This is a genomic window from Enterobacter sp. E20 (assembly GCF_000801755.2).
Classification (GTDB): domain Bacteria; phylum Pseudomonadota; class Gammaproteobacteria; order Enterobacterales; family Enterobacteriaceae; genus Enterobacter; species Enterobacter asburiae_B.
On sequence record NZ_CP012999.1, the window covers coordinates 3,700,292 to 3,717,894 of the forward strand.

Genomic DNA, 17,603 nt, shown 5'->3' on the forward strand with positions numbered 1-17,603 from the left:
TGATTCATCGACAGTCAATTCATTGTTGAGGTAAATTCAACAAACCGGTCAAAACGTGCGTCTGTGCAACCTTTTTCTTATGTTTCTCCGCTTTTTAGCGCTTCTGGCTGCATTATGCTTATGCCTGACGAAGCCTTACTGCGTGCGGCTTTCGACAAAGAGTCAGAACTGTGATCGGCTTCAAATGCGTTGTAACGACGCTGTTAAAATATGTTCAAAACTGATGGCTGAAGGGAGTGAGATATGAATTCCATCTTTACCGAGGAAAACCTGCTGGCCTTTACTACCGCCGCACGCTTCGGCAGCTTCAGCAAAGCCGCCGCCGAACTGGGCGTGACGACCTCTGCCATCAGTTACACCATTAAGCGCATGGAGACCGGGCTGGACGTGGTGCTGTTTGTCCGCAGCACGCGCAGCATCGAGCTGACCGAGTCCGGTTTTTACTTTTACCGTAAGGCCACCGACCTGCTTAATGACTTTCACGCCATCAAGCGCGGGATTGACACCATTTCTCAGGGTATTGAGGCGCGGGTGCGCATCTGTATCAACCAGCTTTTGTATACCCCACGCCACACGGCGCGGCTGCTGCAGGTGCTAAAAAAGCAGTTTCCCACCTGTCAGATCACCGTGACCACCGAGGTCTACAACGGCGTCTGGGACTCCATTATCAACAACCAGGCCAACATCGCGATTGGCGCGCCGGACACGCTGCTGGACGGTGGCGGGATTGATTACACCGAGATCGGCGCCATTCGCTGGGTGTTTGCCATCGCGCCGGAACACCCGCTGGCGTTCACCCCGGAGCCAATAGCGGAAAGCCAGCTGCGCCTGTATCCCAACATCATGGTGGAAGATACCGCGCACACCATTAACAAAAAGGTCGGCTGGCTGCTGCACGGGCAGGAGGCGATTCTGGTGCCGGACTTTAACACCAAATGTCAGTGTCAGATCCTGGGCGAAGGGATTGGCTTTTTGCCGGAATACATGGTCCGCGAGGCGGTAGACGCGGGGCTGCTGGTCACCCGACGGATTAACAACCCGCGTCAGGACTCGCGCATGCTACTCGCCACGCAGCATGCCGCAACCGGCCAGGTCACGCGGTGGATCAAGCAGCAGTTTGGTCCAGCGGGGGTACTGACCGATATCTATAGCGATTTACTGTGGCGCGCCTAACTTTTGCTCTGTACCCAAAACGCGTGAATGAGGCCGGGGAAGTAGCCCAGCAGCGTCAGAAGAACGTTGATAATAAACGCCCAGCCAAACCCTTTACCCAACAGCACGCCCAGCGGCGGTATGAGGATCGTAAAAACAATACGCCAAAATCCCATATAAACACTCCGTTCAATCTAATCCATTGAAAATAATAAAGAGAACGCTGTAAGCATAGCCAGTTTATTCGTCTGTACCAGTTCCGGGCCTCGCGTTTACCCTCTTTTACGCTTTTGACGCTGGTTTAATGCATCGGATTAGTTTAGCATTCACTTAATTAAGCAAACCCTAAACTATTATGACCGAACTAGAACAGCTTCAGGCCAGCGCCGGGCAGGCCGCCACACTTTTAAAAGCGATGAGCAACCCGCGTCGGCTGCTGATCCTCTGCACCCTGTGCGGAGCGCCCGGCACCAGCGCGGGGGAGCTTGCGCGAGCCACGGGGCTAAGTCCTTCCGCCACGTCGCAGCATCTGGCGCGCATGCGTGAGGAAGGGCTTATCGACAGCACCCGCGACGCGCAGCGCATTCTCTATTCCATTAAAAACGATGCGGTACATCAGCTTATCAGCACCCTGAAAACCCTTTATTGTCCGTAAGGAGCCGCCATGTCACTTCCTCTTCTTTCACCGCGCCAGGCCAATGCCCGCGTCGCTGAAGGCGCAAAACTGATTGATATTCGTGATGCCGACGAGTATGCCCGCGAGCATATTCCCGCCGCGCGGTCCGTGCCGCTGGATACCTTACCCGGCGCACTTAACGCGCTGGCGGGCGATACGGTGATTTTTCACTGCCAGTCCGGCGCCCGGACGTCGGGGAATGCCGAGCGCCTTGCTCAGGCCGCCGCGCCCGCAGAGGCATTTGTGGTCGAGGGGGGGATTCAGGGCTGGAAGCAGGCGGGGCTGCCAACCGTTGAAGACAAATCCCAGCCGCTGCCGCTGATGCGTCAGGTGCAAATTGCCGCCGGGCTGTTGATACTCTGCGGCGTGGTGCTGGGCTATAGCGTCTCCAGCGGCTTTTTCCTGCTCAGCGGTTTTGTCGGAGCCGGGCTGCTGTTCGCCGGTGTGACGGGCTTTTGCGGCATGGCGCGACTGCTCAAGGTGATGCCATGGAACCGGCGTACCTCATAAGCAGTAATCGGTGAAATACGCTGTACCCGGCGTCATACGTGGGCTAAGGTGAAGATCGCTAAAACGATGAGGAGGTAATATGTTTTCTGTCGGTGATTATGTGCAACCGCGTAAAGGCGGCCCGAAACTGAAAGTGCTCGAAGTGAACGGTGACAGCATTGTGGCGGTCCAGGCCAGCAATGAGCAAGGCGAGAAATATACGCTGAAAGCCGCCGACGTGGCGCCTTATACCGAAGAAGGCGATTTCGGCGTCTGCTGAACAGTCAGCCGGGCGGCGTGTTCCGCCCGGCTCATCCGTTAGATCAGAAAATCATCCAGTGATTTACCGTCTGCCAGCGCGCTGGCGATAGGCTTCGGCGTACGGCCCTGGCCGGTCCACGTTTTCTCTTCGCCGTTCTGGTCAATAAAGCGATATTTTGCTTCACGCGGCTTACGCTTTTTCGCTGGCTTACCCGCCTGCGCCAGTTCAGAACCCAGCAGGTCAGTCGGGGAAATACCATCGGCTTTCATCCGCTCCAGCAGAGCATTAATTTTTTCCTGCTGCTCAGCACGCTGCTGCTCTAATTCCGTCAGCTCGCTGCGTTTCTCTTCAGTAACGACCCTGACCTTTTCCAGCATTTCCTCAAGAACGTCCAGGGATAATTCACGCGCCATGGCGCGCAGGGTTCGGATATTATTAAGATTCTGTAACGTCAAAGACATATTATTTGAAAACCTTTTCTTTGGGGGATAAATAGATAAATCGCCGACAGAATAATTCATTTGAGTTGAAATATCTACCCAAGGGTCCGTACGGGCATCAGCGTTAATATATTTAGAACTCGCTGTTAATAATAGCGCAAGGCGCTGACAGGACACCGGTGAATCCAATCACCACATTAATATAAATAGCTAAATTTAATCCAAACCACAGCATACTCCACCGCTATCAGGTGGGGATTCCTGCTTCTCGCCACCAACAAAATCAAGTATTTGATTTTAAAATAAAAACTATCAAACGAGACAGATTATAACGATCGGAACAAAAAACGAACAACTTTAGAGAATTTTGTGGACAAAAGACGCTTAAATAAAAATTAATCACTAGTTGTTAGTTCAAACGCAGAGATATACGCTATACACATCAAACAAACCAACCTAAAGCACTAACCGCCGAAGGAAAATCGTTTCTTTTGTGTTCTTCTCAAGGAGTTCAGACATGTTCTCGCCGCAATCTCGCCTGCGCCACGCGGTGGCGGATACTTTCGCGATGGTTGTTTACTGTTCCGTCGTGAACATGCTGATCGAAATATTCCTCTCCGGAATGTCCTTCGAGCAGTCGCTTTCTTCTCGTCTGGTGGCGATCCCGGTCAATATTATTATTGCATGGCCTTACGGTTTATACCGCGATGCGGTAATGCGTTTCGCGCGTCGTATCAGCCCTGCAGGCTGGGTGAAAAACCTGGCGGACGTTCTGGCGTATGTGACGTTCCAGTCGCCGGTTTACGTAGCCATTCTCCTGACAGTCGGTGCAGACTGGCACCAGATCGCTGCGGCGGTCAGTTCGAATATTGTTATTTCGATGTTGATGGGAGCCGTTTACGGCTATTTCCTCGACTACTGTCGCCGCCTGTTTAAGGTCAGCCAGTACAGCCAGGCAAAAGCGTGATGTGAAGCGACTGGCGCACGCCAGTCGCGGATTTACTGTACGTCGCCAAACAGTCCCTTCAAAAATCGCTCCAGCGCCATACGCGAGCTGAAACCGTGCGGAATACCATAATGCTCATGCCGTTCACCGCCTAAATAGAGCGGAAATTGCTGATAATGATCGCAGGTTTTAATATCCGAGGCAGGCTCAGCAAATGACAGACTTCTGTCTTTCAGCGTCGGGTGAATAATGAGAGCGGTACGTCCCATTCTTGCTTCGCGATTAACATAAACATAATTCTCGCCGCGGCGATATCCATACGCTTTTGGCGTCACCTCATCCATGGTGAATCCCTCTTTTTCAAGAACGCGTGCCACCTCGTCAGGTCGTAAATACATATCTTTTCCTCGTTATCTTTTCCTGCCCGGCAACCTTACAGTATTCAGCAATAGCAGGGCTTTCAGAATAGTCCATAAACTGCCGGATAACGCGTGATGCGCTTCAGATATTAAATTTCTGAACTAAACTGAACGGGAACACAAAATTACGGAGGATCGTATGTTTAACAGACCGAACCGAAACGATATTAACGACGACGCTCAGGATATTCGTAATGATGTCAGCCAATTAGCGGACACGCTGGAAGAGGTGCTGAAGTCCTGGGGAAGTGACGCGAAGGACGAAGCGGATGCCGCAAAGCGTAAGGCTCAGTCTCTGCTCCGTGAAACCCGCGCCCGTATGAACGGACGTTCACGCGCCACGCAGGCTGCCTGCGACATGGCAAGCTGTGCTACGACCTTCGTGCGTGAAAAACCGCTATGTACTCTGGGAACCGTCGCGGCGGTCGGCATCTTCGTCGGTGCCCTGCTCAGCCTGCGTAAATAATCCCGCGTATTCTGCCCCGGTAGCCTCAGGCGCCGGGGCATTTTTATGCCCGTTAGCCTGAAAAACCCGTACAGCCTGCCCTGCCCCGCTGTGCTCATCACAGGGGCGATATCAATCTAAATTTCCCATATCTTGTATGGTTGAAACTTAAGACAACTACATCTAGTATTCCTTTTAGCAAGACATACACAACCCGACGCGATGATTCGCGCCGTACCCTCATTTTAAATGGAAATACGAATCATGAGCATTATTATTTACACTCGTAACAATTGTGTTCAGTGCCACGCGACCAAACGGGCAATGGAAAGCCGCGGCGTGGCGTTTGAAATGGTGAATGTTGACCAGGTCCCCGAGGCCGCAGATACCCTGCGCAAGCAGGGTTTTCGGCAGCTTCCTGTGGTGGTCGCCGGGGAAACAAGCTGGTCTGGCTTCCGCCCGGACATGATTAACCGCCTGAGCGCTCAGGCCGCCCGGGCATGAGTGGGCTGGTTTTCTTCTCCAGCAGCTCGGAAAACACGCTCCGCTTTATTGAGCGCGTCGGGCTGCCTGCGGTGCGCATTCCGCTGAACGAGCGGGAGCGGATCCGGGTAGAGGAACCTTACATTCTGGTGGTGCCCAGCTATGGCGGAGGCGGTACGGCAGGAGCCGTGCCTCGCCAGGTGATCCGCTTTCTGAACGATCCTCATAACCGCGGGCTAATCCGCGGCGTGATCGCGGCGGGGAATCGCAATTTCGGCGATGCCTTTGGCCGCGCCGGGGATGTCATTTCTCAAAAATGCGGCGTGCCGTATCTCTATCGTTTTGAGCTGATGGGGACACAGCAGGACGTCGAAAACGTGCGTAAAGGAGTGAACGAATTTTGGCAACGACAACCGCAGAACGGGTGATTCAGGCGACACCGGATTACCACGCATTAAACGCCCTGCTTAACCTCTACGATCGGGAGGGGCGCATTCAGTTCGATAAAGATCGTGAGGCGGTGGACGCCTTTTTTGCCGCCCACGTGCGGCCCAACAGCGTGACGTTTGCAAGCCAGAATGAACGTCTCGACTATCTGGTTAACGAGGGCTACTACGACGCGCGCATGCTCACCCGCTACGACCGCGCCTTTGTGGTGAAGCTGTTTGAGCGCGCCCACGCCAGCGGCTTTCGTTTCCAGACCTTCCTCGGCGCGTGGAAGTATTACACCAGCTACACCCTGAAAACCTTTGACGGTAAACGCTACTTAGAGAGCTTTGAAGATCGCGTGGCGATGGTGGCGCTGACCCTGGCGCAGGGTGATGAAGCGCTGGCGGAGCAGCTCGCCGACGAGATCCTTTCCGGACGCTTCCAGCCCGCCACGCCGACCTTCCTCAACTGCGGCAAAGCCCAGCGCGGCGAGCTGGTCTCCTGCTTCCTGCTGCGTATCGAAGACAATATGGAGTCGATTGGCCGAGCGGTGAACTCGGCGCTGCAGCTTTCCAAACGCGGCGGCGGCGTGGCGTTTCTGCTCTCTAACCTGCGTGAAGCGGGCGCGCCGATCAAGCGCATCGAAAACCAGTCCTCCGGCGTGATCCCGGTGATGAAGATGCTGGAAGATGCCTTCTCCTATGCCAACCAGCTTGGCGCGCGTCAGGGCGCGGGCGCGGTTTACCTGCACGCGCACCACCCGGACATTCTGCGTTTTCTCGATACCAAACGCGAAAACGCCGACGAAAAAATTCGCATCAAAACCCTGTCGCTCGGCGTGGTGATCCCGGACATCACCTTTAAGCTGGCCAAAGAGAATGCCGAGATGGCGCTCTTCTCGCCGTACGACATCGAGCGTATTTACGGCAAAGCGTTTGGCGACGTGGCCATCAGCGAACTTTATGACGAACTGGTGGCCGACGATCGTATCCGCAAAAAAACCATCAACGCCCGCGATTTCTTTCAGCGGCTGGCGGAGATCCAGTTTGAGTCCGGCTATCCGTACATCATGTATGAGGATACGGTGAACCGCGCGAACCCGATTGCCGGGCGTATCAACATGAGCAACCTGTGCTCGGAGATTTTGCAGGTCAACAGCGCGTCAGCCTACGACGAGAACCTGGACTACGCGGACATCGGCAAGGATATCTCCTGCAACCTCGGGTCGCTGAATATTGCCCACACCATGGATTCCCCCGACTTTGGCCGCACGGTGGAGACCGCCATTCGCGGGCTGACGGCGGTATCGGACATGAGCCACATCCGCAGCGTGCCGTCTATTGAAGCAGGCAACGCCGCGTCGCACGCCATCGGTCTGGGGCAGATGAACCTGCACGGCTATCTGGCGCGGGAAGGCATCGCCTACGGCAGCCCGGAAGGGCTGGATTTCACCAACCTCTATTTCTACACCATTACCTGGCACGCGCTGCACACCTCGATGATGCTGGCGCGCGAGCGCAGCCAGCGGTTCGCGAGCTTTGAGCAGTCCCGCTACGCCAGCGGGGAATATTTCAGCCAGTACCTCGAAGGCGACTGGCAGCCGAAAACCGAAAAAGTACGCGAACTCTTTGCCCGCGCGGGGATTACCCTGCCGACGCGCGAGATGTGGCAGCAGCTGCGAGACGAGGTGATGCACTACGGCATTTATAACCAGAACCTGCAGGCCGTCCCGCCGACCGGATCGATTTCCTACATCAACCACGCCACGTCGAGCATTCACCCGATCGTCTCGAAAATTGAAATTCGTAAGGAAGGCAAAACCGGGCGCGTTTACTACCCTGCCCCGTTTATGAACAATGAGAACCTGGCGCTGTATCAGGACGCGTATGAGATCGGCCCGGAGAAAATCATCGATACCTACGCCGAAGCGACAAAACATGTGGACCAGGGGCTGTCGCTGACGCTGTTCTTCCCGGACACCGCCACCACGCGGGATATCAACAGAGCGCAAATCTACGCCTGGAAGAAAGGCATCAAAACGCTCTACTACATTCGCCTGCGCCAGCTTGCGCTGGAAGGCACCGAAATCGAAGGCTGCGTGTCCTGCGCGCTGTAAGGAGAAAGGATGAAACTGTCACGCGTGAGTGCCGTTAACTGGAACAAAATCCAGGACGATAAAGACCTGGAGGTATGGAACCGCCTGACCAGCAACTTCTGGCTGCCGGAAAAGGTTCCGCTCTCCAACGATATTCCGGCCTGGCAAACGCTCGGCCACGCCGAACAGCAGCTGACGATCCGCGTTTTTACCGGCCTGACGCTGCTGGACACCATTCAGAATACCGTTGGTGCACCCGCGCTGATGAGCGACGCGCTCACGCCGCACGAAGAGGCGGTGATGTCGAATATCAGCTTTATGGAGGCGGTGCATGCCCGCTCCTACAGCTCGATTTTCTCGACCCTTTGCCAGACCAAAGACGTGGACGCAGCCTACGCCTGGAGTGAAGAGAGCGAGTCACTACAGAGAAAGGCGGAGCTGGTTCTGGAATATTACCGCGCCGACGAGCCGCTGAAGAAAAAGATCGCCAGCGTGTTCCTGGAATCTTTCCTCTTCTATTCCGGCTTCTGGCTGCCCATGTACTGGTCGAGCCGGGGCAAGCTCACCAACACCGCCGATTTGATTCGGCTCATCATTCGCGATGAAGCGGTGCACGGGTATTACATTGGCTATAAGTATCAGAAAGGGCTGGAGAAAGTCAGCGAGGCGAAGCGCGAGGAGCTTAAAGGCTTTGCTCTCGATTTGCTGATGGATCTGTACGACAACGAGCTGAGCTATACGGAGGAACTCTACGCCGGCACAGGCTGGGAGGACGACGTGAAGGCCTTCCTCTGCTACAACGCCAACAAGGCGCTGATGAACCTGGGCTACGACGCGCTGTTCCCGCCGGAGATGGCGGAGGTGAACCCGGCGATTCTGGCCGCGCTATCGCCCAATGCCGACGAAAACCACGATTTCTTCTCGGGATCTGGCTCATCGTATGTGATGGGCAAAGCGGTGGAAACCGAGGATGAAGACTGGGATTTTTGATGAACGCTAACGTTCGTTAATTTAATATAAACCCAACAATTCCCTCTCTAATATTTACAAAACAACTACACTGTAATTTCCACGTCATATTCGCCTGAATGATTCCGGTTCAGGCGAAATTTCCCGATGCAGCAGCAAAAAATTGAGAAAAATTCAAACCGCCCTCAGCCCTTTATTCATGGGAAATTCAGCCGTTTCGCTTACTTCAAAATTCCGCCCTTAGCCCGACTCAGGGTTGTCTCAGATTCTCAGTATGTTAGGGTTATGCCCGTTAACAATTTACCATGGTAATCATATCGGCATAAACAAATAACAGGACACTCTCTATTGCATGGCAATTAAATTAGAAGTGAAAAATCTTTATAAAGTATTTGGCGAGCACCCGCAGCGCGCATTCAAATATATTGAGAAAGGCCTTACGAAAGAGCAAATTCTGGAAAAAACCGGGCTATCGCTTGGCGTTAAAGACGCCAGTCTGGCCATTGAAGAAGGCGAGATTTTTGTCATCATGGGATTATCCGGTTCGGGTAAATCCACTATGGTTCGCCTTCTCAATCGCCTGATTGAACCCACCCGCGGGCAGGTGCTGATTGACGGCGTGGATATCGCCAGAATATCAGACGCAGAGCTTCGCGAGGTGCGCAGAAAGAAGATCGCAATGGTGTTCCAGTCATTCGCGCTAATGCCGCACATGACGGTGCTGGATAATACCGCTTTCGGCATGGAATTAGCCGGCACGCCGGCTCAGGAACGTCAGGAAAAAGCCCTTGATGCGCTGCGTCAGGTCGGGCTGGAAAATTATGCGCATGCGTACCCGGATGAACTTTCCGGCGGTATGCGTCAGCGCGTGGGATTAGCCCGTGCATTAGCCATTAATCCAGACATATTATTAATGGATGAAGCCTTCTCCGCCCTCGATCCGTTAATTCGCACCGAGATGCAGGATGAGCTGGTAAAATTACAGGCTAAACATCAGCGAACGATTGTCTTTATTTCCCACGATCTGGATGAAGCCATGCGTATTGGCGACCGCATTGCCATTATGCAAAACGGTGAAGTGGTGCAGGTCGGCACGCCGGATGAAATTCTCAATAATCCGGCGAACGATTATGTCCGCACCTTCTTCCGCGGCGTGGATATTAGCCAGGTCTTTAGCGCCAAAGATATTGCTCGTCGAACGCCAAACGGCATTATCCGTAAAACGCCAGGCTTCGGCCCGCGCTCGGCGCTGAAGCTGCTGCAGGATGAAGACCGTGAATACGGTTATCTGGTTGAACGCGGCAATAAATTTGTTGGCATTGTCTCCATCGACTCCCTGAAAACGGCTCTCACTGAGAACCAGGGAATCGATACGGCGTTAATTGACGCTCCGCTTGCCGTGGACGCCGAAACGCCGCTCAGCGAGTTGCTTTCTCACGTGGGCCAGGCGCCGTGCGCCGTGCCGGTCGTGGGTGAGGAACAACAGTACGTCGGCATCATCTCAAAAAGGATGCTGCTGCAGGCTTTAGATCGCGAGGGGGCAAACAATGACCGATCAATCTAACCCGTGGGGCGCCACTGAGGCAGCGGACAGCGCTGCACAATCCACCGACGCGTGGGGTTCCACGCCCGCTCCTGCCGATGGCGGCGGCGCGGCAGACTGGCTGAACAGCGCACCCGCGCCTGCGCCAGAACATTTCAACATCATGGATCCGTTCCATAAAACGCTGATCCCGCTGGACAGCTGGGTCACAGAGGGGATCGACTGGGTGGTCACGCACTTCCGTCCGGTCTTCCAGGGGATCCGCGTCCCGGTGGATTACATCCTGAACGGCTTCCAGCAGCTGATGCTGGGCATGCCGGCGCCGGTGGCGATTATCCTGTTCTCCCTGATCGCCTGGCAGTTCGGTAGCGCGGGCATGGGGGTCGCCACGCTGATCTCTCTGATCGCTATCGGCGCGATTGGCGCGTGGTCGCAGGCGATGATCACCCTGGCGCTGGTGCTGACCGCTCTGCTCTTTTGCATTGTCATCGGCCTGCCGATGGGGATCTGGCTGGCGCGCAGCCCGCGAGCGGCGAAGATAATTCGTCCCCTGCTGGATGCGATGCAGACCACCCCGGCGTTCGTCTATCTGGTGCCTATCGTGATGCTGTTCGGCATCGGCAACGTGCCGGGGGTGGTAGTGACCATTATCTTCGCCCTGCCGCCGATTATTCGTCTGACCATTCTGGGGATTAACCAGGTGCCTGCGGACCTGATCGAAGCGTCACGCTCGTTCGGCGCCAGTCCGCGCCAGATGCTGTTTAAGGTTCAGCTTCCGCTGGCTATGCCGACCATCATGGCGGGCGTTAACCAGACGCTGATGCTGGCCCTGTCGATGGTGGTCATTGCCTCGATGATCGCCGTTGGCGGACTGGGTCAGATGGTGCTGCGCGGCATTGGCCGTCTCGATATGGGGCTGGCGACCGTCGGCGGCGTCGGCATTGTGATCCTCGCCATTATCCTTGACCGCCTGACTCAGGCCGTCGGTCGTGATTCACGCAGTCGCGGCAACCGTCGCTGGTATACCACCGGCCCTGTAGGGTTACTGACCCGTCCATTTACAAAATAAGGAACAACGATGCGACATAACGTACTTTTTGCCACAGCGTTTGCCACCCTTGTCTCCACCAGCGCGTTTGCGGCTGACCTGCCTGGCAAAGGCATTACCGTACAGCCGGTGCAGAGCACCATTTCGGAAGAGAGCTTCCAGACCCTGATCGTCAGCCGCGCGCTGGAGAAGCTGGGCTACACGGTTAACACGCCGAGCGAAGTAGATTACAACGTGGGCTACACCTCGATTGCCTCCGGTGACGCCACCTTTACCGCCGTCAATTGGCAGCCGCTGCACGACGACATGTATGCCGCCGCCGGCGGTGACAAGAAGTTCTATCGCGAAGGGACCTTCGTGACGGGTGCGGCGCAGGGGTATCTGATTGACAAGAAAACTGCGGACCAGTACCACATCACCAACATTGAACAGCTGAAAGATCCGAAGATCGCCAAACTGTTCGACACCAACGGTGACGGCAAGGCCGACATGATGGGCTGCTCGCCGGGGTGGGGCTGTGAAGCGGTGATTAACCACCAGAACAAAGCATTCGATCTGGCGAAAACGGTCGACGTGAGCCACGGCAACTATTCAGCGATGATGGCCGACACCATTGCCCGCTTCAAAGAGGGTAAACCGGTGATCTACTACACCTGGACGCCGTACTGGGTAAGCGACGTGCTGAAGCCGGGCAAAGACGTGGTGTGGCTGCAGGTGCCGTTCTCCTCCCTGCCGGGCGAGCAGAAAGATATCGACACCAAGCTGCCGAACGGCATGAACTACGGCTTCCCGGTGAATACCATGCACATCGTGGCTAATAAAGCCTGGGCGGAGAAAAACCCGGCGGCGGCGAAGCTGTTCTCGGTGATGAAGCTGCCGCTGGCGGACATCAATGCCCAGAACGCGATGATGCATGCGGGCAAATCGTCTGAAGCGGATGTGAAAGGCCACGTCGACGGCTGGATCAAAGCCCACCAGCAGCAATTTGACGGCTGGGTGAAAGAGGCGCTTGCTGCGCAGAAGTAAAAACAAAACCCTACCCCTCACCCTAACCCTCTCCCAGAGGGAGAGGGGACGATGACCTCCCTCTCCCCTTGGGAGAGGGCCGGGGTGAGGGGATCAAACCGCACAATCCCCCTAAACCGCACAATACATCACCCAACAATCCCCCAATATTCACAATCATTAGCTATTATGGTTTCCGGAAAAATAATCACTCAACTAACGATTCCTGAAACTAATGACAAAAACAGCTCAAGGGCTTAGCCCCGCACTCATCCTTTTAATGTCCGTGGCAACGGGTCTGGCGGTCGCCAGCAACTATTACGCACAACCCCTTCTCGACACCATCGCCCGCGCGTTCAATCTCTCCGCCAGCTCCGCAGGCTTTATCGTTACCGCTGCACAGCTGGGCTATGCCGCCGGGCTGCTGTTCCTGGTGCCGCTCGGCGATATGTTTGAACGCCGAATGCTGATCGTCTCCATGACCCTGCTGGCCGCCGGTGGGATGCTGATCACCGCCAGCAGCCAGTCGCTGACGATGATGATCGTCGGAACCGCGCTTACCGGGCTGTTCTCCGTGGTGGCGCAAATCCTGGTCCCGCTCGCCGCGACCCTCGCCTCTCCGGAAAAACGCGGCAAGGTGGTGGGCACCATCATGAGCGGCCTGCTGCTGGGGATTTTGCTGGCGCGTACCGTTGCCGGGCTGCTGGCAAGCCTCGGCGGCTGGCGCACCGTATACTGGGTGGCGAGCGTGCTGATGGTCGTCATGGCGCTGGCGCTGTGGCGCGGGCTGCCAAAGGTGAAGCAGGAAAACCACCTGAACTATCCTCAGCTGCTGGCCTCCGTTTTCAGCCTGTTTACGCAGGACAAGCTTCTGCGCACCCGCGCCCTGCTGGGCTGTTTCACCTTCGCTAACTTCAGCATTCTCTGGACGTCAATGGCGTTTCTGCTGGCCGCGCCGCCGTTCAATTATTCCGAAGGGGTGATTGGCCTGTTCGGCCTGGCCGGTGCCGCAGGCGCGCTGGGCGCACGCCCCGCTGGCGGGCTGGCCGACAAGGGCAAATCCCACCTGACCACCTCCGCAGGGCTGGTTTTACTTCTGCTCTCCTGGGCGGCGATCTGGTACGGACACATCTCGGTGCTGGCGCTGATCGTCGGTATCCTGGTGCTCGATCTCACCGTTCAGGGCGTTCACATCACCAATCAGACCGTCATCTATCGCGTGAAGCCAGAGGCGCGTAACCGCCTGACGGCCGGATACATGACCAGCTACTTCATCGGCGGCGCAGCGGGTTCGCTTATTTCAGCGTCGGCGTGGCAGCATGCGGGCTGGTCGGGGGTATGCGCGATCGGGGCCATCGTCGCCACCCTCAACCTGCTAGTATGGTGGCGCGGTTATCACCGTCAGGATGCAATTAACTAACATTTACATTGAGTTGGCCTCTTAGGGTGTTAAGAGGCCCTTCACTCTGTTAATGTAAACGTAATCATTTATCCCAGAAATTTTAATGTGGGTGACATATTTACAATCGGCATGAATAGTTCAGACCCCCGTCCTCACATCCTCTCTTCAGCGGGTTCACACCCAACGCTTTCTGTGCTCACCGGGTCACGGACTTACCCGGCGCTTTCTGATGGTGACATAAGTTTGGCGGATATAACCGCACAAATAATTCATTTACATTATTTGTCACTATCGTTACTATATCGGCTGTAATTAATGAGGTTATGCCCAAATGGATAGTTCGTTTACGCCCATTGAACAAATGCTTAAATTCCGCGCCAGTCGCCATGAGGACTTTCCGTATCAGGAAATCCTGCTGACTCGCCTGTGCATGCACATGCAGGGTAAGCTACTGGAAAACCGTAATAAAATGCTGAAAGCTCAAGGGATTAACGAGACGTTGTTTATGGCGTTGATTACGCTGGAGTCTCAGGAAAATCACAGCATTCAGCCTTCCGAACTGAGCTGCGCGCTGGGCTCCTCCCGTACCAATGCGACCCGTATTGCCGATGAACTCGAAAAGCGCGGCTGGATTGAGCGCCGTGAAAGCGACAACGATCGCCGCTGCCTGCATCTGCAACTGACCGATAAAGGTCACCAGTTCCTGCGCGAGGTGCTGCCACCTCAGCACAATTGCCTGCACAAACTCTGGTCTGTACTCAGCACCGCCGAGCGCGACCAGCTTGAGCACATCACTCGCAAGCTGCTCACCCGTCTGGACCAGATGGATGAAGACGGCGCCGTTCTTGAGGCGCTGCGCTAACGCGACGACACGCTCACCATTCCAGATTCATAAGAAAACCGACAGGCCAGCACGTCACAGTGCTGGCCTTTCTGACAACAGGTCGGCTCAGCCGATGTGAAAATAAGAAGATCGTGGAGAACAACAATGAGCGCAAATGCGGAGAGCACTACCCCGCAGCAACCGGCCAACAAGAAAGGCAAACGTAAGAGCGCCCTTCTTCTGTTGACCTTGCTCTTTATCATTATTGCCGTGGCATATGGGATCTATTGGTTTTTAGTACTGCGTCATGCTGAAGAGACTGACGACGCGTACGTGGCAGGGAACCAGGTACAAATTATGGCGCAGGTGTCGGGCAGCGTGACGAAAGTCTGGGCTGACAATACCGACTTTGTGCAAAAAGGCGATGTGTTGGTGACCCTCGATCCAACCGACGCCCAGCAGGCGTTTGAAAAAGCACAGACCACGCTGGCCTCCAGCGTCCGTCAGACCCGCCAGCTGATGATCAACAGCAAACAGCTGCAGGCCAACATCGACGTGCAGAAAACGGCGCTAGCGCAGGCGCAGAGCGATCTGAACCGCCGCGTACCGCTCGGCAGCGCCAACCTGATTGGCCGTGAAGAGCTGCAGCACGCCCGCGACGCCGTTGCCAGCGCTCAGGCACAGCTGGATGTGGCGATTCAACAGTACAACGCCAACCAGGCGATGGTGCTGGGCACCAGTCTGGAAAACCAGCCTGCCGTACAGCAGTCGGCGACCGAAGTGCGCAACGCGTGGCTTGCCCTGCAGCGTACCAAAATCGTCAGCCCGATGACCGGCTATGTCTCCCGTCGTTCCGTCCAGCCAGGGGCGCAGATTAGCCCAACCACGCCGCTGATGGCGGTCGTGCCGGCAGACAATCTGTGGGTAGACGCCAACTTTAAAGAGACGCAGCTTGCCCATATGCGTATCGGCCAGAGCGCGACGGTTGTCAGCGACATCTATGGCGATGACGTGAAGTACACCGGTAAAGTGGTCGGCCTGGACATGGGGACCGGCAGCGCCTTCTCCCTGCTGCCTGCGCAAAACGCCACCGGTAACTGGATCAAAGTGGTTCAGCGTCTGCCCGTGCGTATTGAGCTGGATGCCAAACAGCTTGCGGATCACCCGCTGCGTATCGGCCTCTCTACGCTGGTAACGGTCGACACCGCCAACCGCGACGGTCAGATCCTGGCAAGCCAGGTGCGCAGCAGCCCGGCTTATGAAAGTAACGCCCGTGAAATTAGCCTCGATCCGGTCAACAAGCTGATCGATGACATCGTGAAGGCAAACGCCGGTTAATCCGAAGGTGAGCGTTATGCAACAGCAAAAGCCGCAAAAACCGCTGGAAGGCGCGCAGCTGGTCATTATGACCATCGCGCTGTCGCTGGCGACATTCATGCAGGTGCTGGACTCCACCATCGCAAACGTGGCGATCCCGACCATCGCCGGTAACCTTGGCTCGTCGCTGAGCCAGGGGACCTGGGTCATTACCTCGTTTGGGGTGGCAAACGCCATCTCCATTCCGATTACCGGCTGGCTGGCAAAGCGCGTCGGTGAAGTGAAGCTGTTCCTCTGGTCAACGGTATTGTTCGTTCTTGCCTCCTGGGCGTGCGGCATGTCCAGCAGCCTGACGATGCTGATTTTCTTCCGCGTCATTCAGGGGATTGTCGCCGGGCCGCTGATCCCGCTGTCGCAGAGCTTACTGCTGAACAACTACCCGCCAGCCAAACGCTCGATTGCGCTGGCGCTGTGGTCAATGACCGTGATTGTCGCGCCGATTTGCGGGCCTATCTTAGGCGGCTATATCAGCGACAACTATCACTGGGGCTGGATCTTCTTCATCAACGTACCGATTGGCGCCCTCGTGGTAATGCTGACGCTCCAGTCGCTGCGCGGCAGAGAAACCCGGACGGAACAGCGGCGTATCGACGCCATTGGTCTGGCACTGCTGGTTGTCGGCATCGGTAGCCTGCAGGTCATGCTCGACCAGGGCAAAGAGCTGGACTGGTTCAACTCCAGGGAGATCATCATCCTGACGATTGTCGCGGTGGTGTCGCTGAGCTTCCTGATTGTCTGGGAGCTGACGGACGATAACCCGATAGTCGACCTGTCGCTGTTTAAATCGCGAAACTTCACCATAGGCTGTCTGTGTATCAGCCTCGCCTACATGCTCTACTTCGGCGCGATTGTACTGCTGCCGCAGCTGTTGCAGGAGGTATACGGCTACACCGCAACCTGGGCAGGTTTAGCCTCGGCGCCGGTTGGATTGATTCCGGTTCTGCTGTCGCCGATTATTGGCCGCTTCGCCCACAAGCTCGACATGCGCCGGCTGGTGACGTTCAGCTTTATCATGTACGCCGTGTGCTTCTACTGGCGCGCGTATACGTTCGAACCGGGAATGGACTTTGGCGCGTCCGCGTGGCCGCAGTTTATTCAGGGCTTTGCCGTGGCGTGTTTCTTTATGCCACTGACCACCATCACGCTTTCCGGTTTACCGCCTGAGCGCATGGCGGCCGCATCGAGCCTGTCGAACTTTACGCGAACGCTGGCGGGCTCGATAGGTACGTCGATCACCACCACCCTGTGGACGAACCGTGAATCGATGCACCATGCCCAGCTGACCGAAGCGGTGAACCCGTTCAACCCGAACTCCCGGGAGATGTACAACCAGCTGCAGGGAATGGGTATGACGGAGCAGCAGGCGTCAGGGTGGATTGCCCAGCAGATCACCAACCAGGGTCTGATTATCTCGGCCAACGAGATTTTCTGGATATCGGCGGGGATCTTTATCGTCCTGCTGGGGCTAGTGTGGTTTGCTAAACCACCGTTTGGCGCCGGTAGCGGCGGCGGTGGTGCGCACTAATTCGCGTTGTCCAGAACGCGACAGCGATTGTCAGTGTCGATAAAGCAGCGCTCCTGAAATCCATTCACGATAGTG

20 protein-coding genes are annotated in these 17,603 nt (G+C 55.8%); 17 read left to right on the forward strand and 3 right to left on the reverse strand.

The annotated features are described in order from the left end of the window. Positions 1 to 243: 243 nt before the first annotated feature. Complete coding sequence (locus NI40_RS17170; protein WP_033146353.1) at positions 244 to 1,173, forward strand: LysR substrate-binding domain-containing protein; 930 nt, start codon at positions 244 to 246, stop codon at positions 1,171 to 1,173. Here the strand turns inward: NI40_RS17170 and NI40_RS23220 are convergent. Then, positions 1,170 to 1,328, reverse strand: a complete 159-nt coding sequence (locus tag NI40_RS23220) for a YqaE/Pmp3 family membrane protein (RefSeq protein WP_039263420.1) — start codon at positions 1,326 to 1,328, stop codon at positions 1,170 to 1,172. The genes NI40_RS17170 and NI40_RS23220 overlap by 4 nt on opposite strands. A 179-nt stretch (positions 1,329 to 1,507) precedes the next feature. On the opposite strand from NI40_RS23220, the gene NI40_RS17175 reads away from it, so the two are divergent. From NI40_RS17175 to NI40_RS17185, 3 genes are all read left to right on the forward strand, one after another. After that, on the forward strand, positions 1,508 to 1,807 hold the full coding sequence (locus NI40_RS17175) for an ArsR/SmtB family transcription factor (protein WP_029742056.1): 300 nt from the start codon (positions 1,508 to 1,510) through the stop codon (positions 1,805 to 1,807). A gap of 9 nt (positions 1,808 to 1,816) precedes the next feature. After that, complete coding sequence (locus NI40_RS17180; RefSeq protein WP_039263418.1) at positions 1,817 to 2,338, forward strand: rhodanese family protein; 522 nt, start codon at positions 1,817 to 1,819, stop codon at positions 2,336 to 2,338. A gap of 79 nt (positions 2,339 to 2,417) precedes the next feature. Next, positions 2,418 to 2,597, forward strand: coding sequence for a hypothetical protein (locus tag NI40_RS17185; protein WP_023308920.1), 180 nt, complete (start codon positions 2,418 to 2,420; stop codon positions 2,595 to 2,597). Between the two features lie 38 nt (positions 2,598 to 2,635). Here NI40_RS17185 and stpA read toward each other — a convergent pair whose 3' ends face one another. Beyond that, positions 2,636 to 3,040, reverse strand: a complete 405-nt coding sequence (stpA, locus tag NI40_RS17190; protein WP_033146355.1) for a DNA-binding protein StpA — start codon at positions 3,038 to 3,040, stop codon at positions 2,636 to 2,638. 496 nt (positions 3,041 to 3,536) lie between these two features. Here stpA and alaE point away from each other — a divergent pair, with 496 nt between their 5' ends. Beyond that, entirely contained in the window at positions 3,537 to 3,986 is a 450-nt protein-coding gene (gene alaE / locus NI40_RS17195) for an L-alanine exporter AlaE (RefSeq protein ID WP_008502567.1), read from the forward strand. Between the two features lie 32 nt (positions 3,987 to 4,018). Here alaE and NI40_RS17200 read toward each other — a convergent pair whose 3' ends face one another. Continuing rightward, positions 4,019 to 4,363, reverse strand: coding sequence for a DUF2002 family protein (locus NI40_RS17200; RefSeq protein WP_023308923.1), 345 nt, complete (start codon positions 4,361 to 4,363; stop codon positions 4,019 to 4,021). A gap of 160 nt (positions 4,364 to 4,523) precedes the next feature. Between NI40_RS17200 and NI40_RS17205 the strand changes: the two genes are divergently transcribed. The 12 genes from NI40_RS17205 to emrB all read left to right on the forward strand — a co-directional run bounded on the left by NI40_RS17205 (position 4,524) and on the right by emrB (position 17,528). Continuing rightward, positions 4,524 to 4,850 carry a DUF883 domain-containing protein gene (locus tag NI40_RS17205; protein ID WP_023308924.1) on the forward strand — a complete coding sequence of 109 codons (327 nt, stop codon included), beginning with the start codon at positions 4,524 to 4,526 and terminating at the stop codon, positions 4,848 to 4,850. Between the two features lie 243 nt (positions 4,851 to 5,093). After that, a complete protein-coding gene (gene nrdH / locus NI40_RS17210; protein ID WP_039263417.1) occupies positions 5,094 to 5,333 on the forward strand; it encodes a glutaredoxin-like protein NrdH in 240 nt (79 codons plus the stop codon). Beyond that, entirely contained in the window at positions 5,330 to 5,740 is a 411-nt protein-coding gene (nrdI, locus tag NI40_RS17215) for a class Ib ribonucleoside-diphosphate reductase assembly flavoprotein NrdI (protein ID WP_021241965.1), read from the forward strand. The genes nrdH and nrdI overlap by 4 nt, the downstream gene beginning before the upstream one ends. Further along, positions 5,713 to 7,857 (forward strand): class 1b ribonucleoside-diphosphate reductase subunit alpha, encoded by a 2,145-nt coding sequence (nrdE, locus tag NI40_RS17220; RefSeq protein WP_039263416.1) that lies wholly within the window; start codon positions 5,713 to 5,715, stop codon positions 7,855 to 7,857. Before nrdI ends, nrdE begins: the two co-directional genes overlap by 28 nt. 9 nt (positions 7,858 to 7,866) lie before the next feature. Beyond that, entirely contained in the window at positions 7,867 to 8,826 is a 960-nt protein-coding gene (nrdF, locus tag NI40_RS17225; RefSeq protein ID WP_023333169.1) for a class 1b ribonucleoside-diphosphate reductase subunit beta, read from the forward strand. A gap of 331 nt (positions 8,827 to 9,157) precedes the next feature. Further along, positions 9,158 to 10,369, forward strand: a complete 1,212-nt coding sequence (gene proV / locus NI40_RS17230; protein WP_039263415.1) for a glycine betaine/L-proline ABC transporter ATP-binding protein ProV — start codon at positions 9,158 to 9,160, stop codon at positions 10,367 to 10,369. Beyond that, a complete protein-coding gene (gene proW, locus NI40_RS17235) occupies positions 10,353 to 11,417 on the forward strand; it encodes a glycine betaine/L-proline ABC transporter permease ProW (protein ID WP_039263413.1) in 1,065 nt (354 codons plus the stop codon). The genes proV and proW overlap by 17 nt, the downstream gene beginning before the upstream one ends. A 9-nt stretch (positions 11,418 to 11,426) precedes the next feature. Continuing rightward, the gene (proX, locus tag NI40_RS17240) at positions 11,427 to 12,422 is read left to right on the forward strand and encodes a glycine betaine/L-proline ABC transporter substrate-binding protein ProX (protein ID WP_039263412.1); all 996 of its coding nucleotides are present in this window, start codon (positions 11,427 to 11,429) and stop codon (positions 12,420 to 12,422) included. Between the two features lie 214 nt (positions 12,423 to 12,636). Continuing rightward, positions 12,637 to 13,821 carry an MFS transporter gene (locus NI40_RS17245; RefSeq protein WP_039263411.1) on the forward strand — a complete coding sequence of 395 codons (1,185 nt, stop codon included), beginning with the start codon at positions 12,637 to 12,639 and terminating at the stop codon, positions 13,819 to 13,821. Positions 13,822 to 14,134: 313 nt separating this feature from the next. Next, complete coding sequence (gene mprA, locus NI40_RS17250; RefSeq protein WP_023333174.1) at positions 14,135 to 14,665, forward strand: transcriptional repressor MprA; 531 nt, start codon at positions 14,135 to 14,137, stop codon at positions 14,663 to 14,665. Positions 14,666 to 14,791: 126 nt separating this feature from the next. After that, a complete protein-coding gene (gene emrA / locus NI40_RS17255; protein WP_039263409.1) occupies positions 14,792 to 15,964 on the forward strand; it encodes a multidrug efflux MFS transporter periplasmic adaptor subunit EmrA in 1,173 nt (390 codons plus the stop codon). Positions 15,965 to 15,980: 16 nt separating this feature from the next. After that, complete coding sequence (gene emrB / locus NI40_RS17260; RefSeq protein WP_023308935.1) at positions 15,981 to 17,528, forward strand: multidrug efflux MFS transporter permease subunit EmrB; 1,548 nt, start codon at positions 15,981 to 15,983, stop codon at positions 17,526 to 17,528. The last annotated feature ends 75 nt before the right edge of the window (positions 17,529 to 17,603 follow it).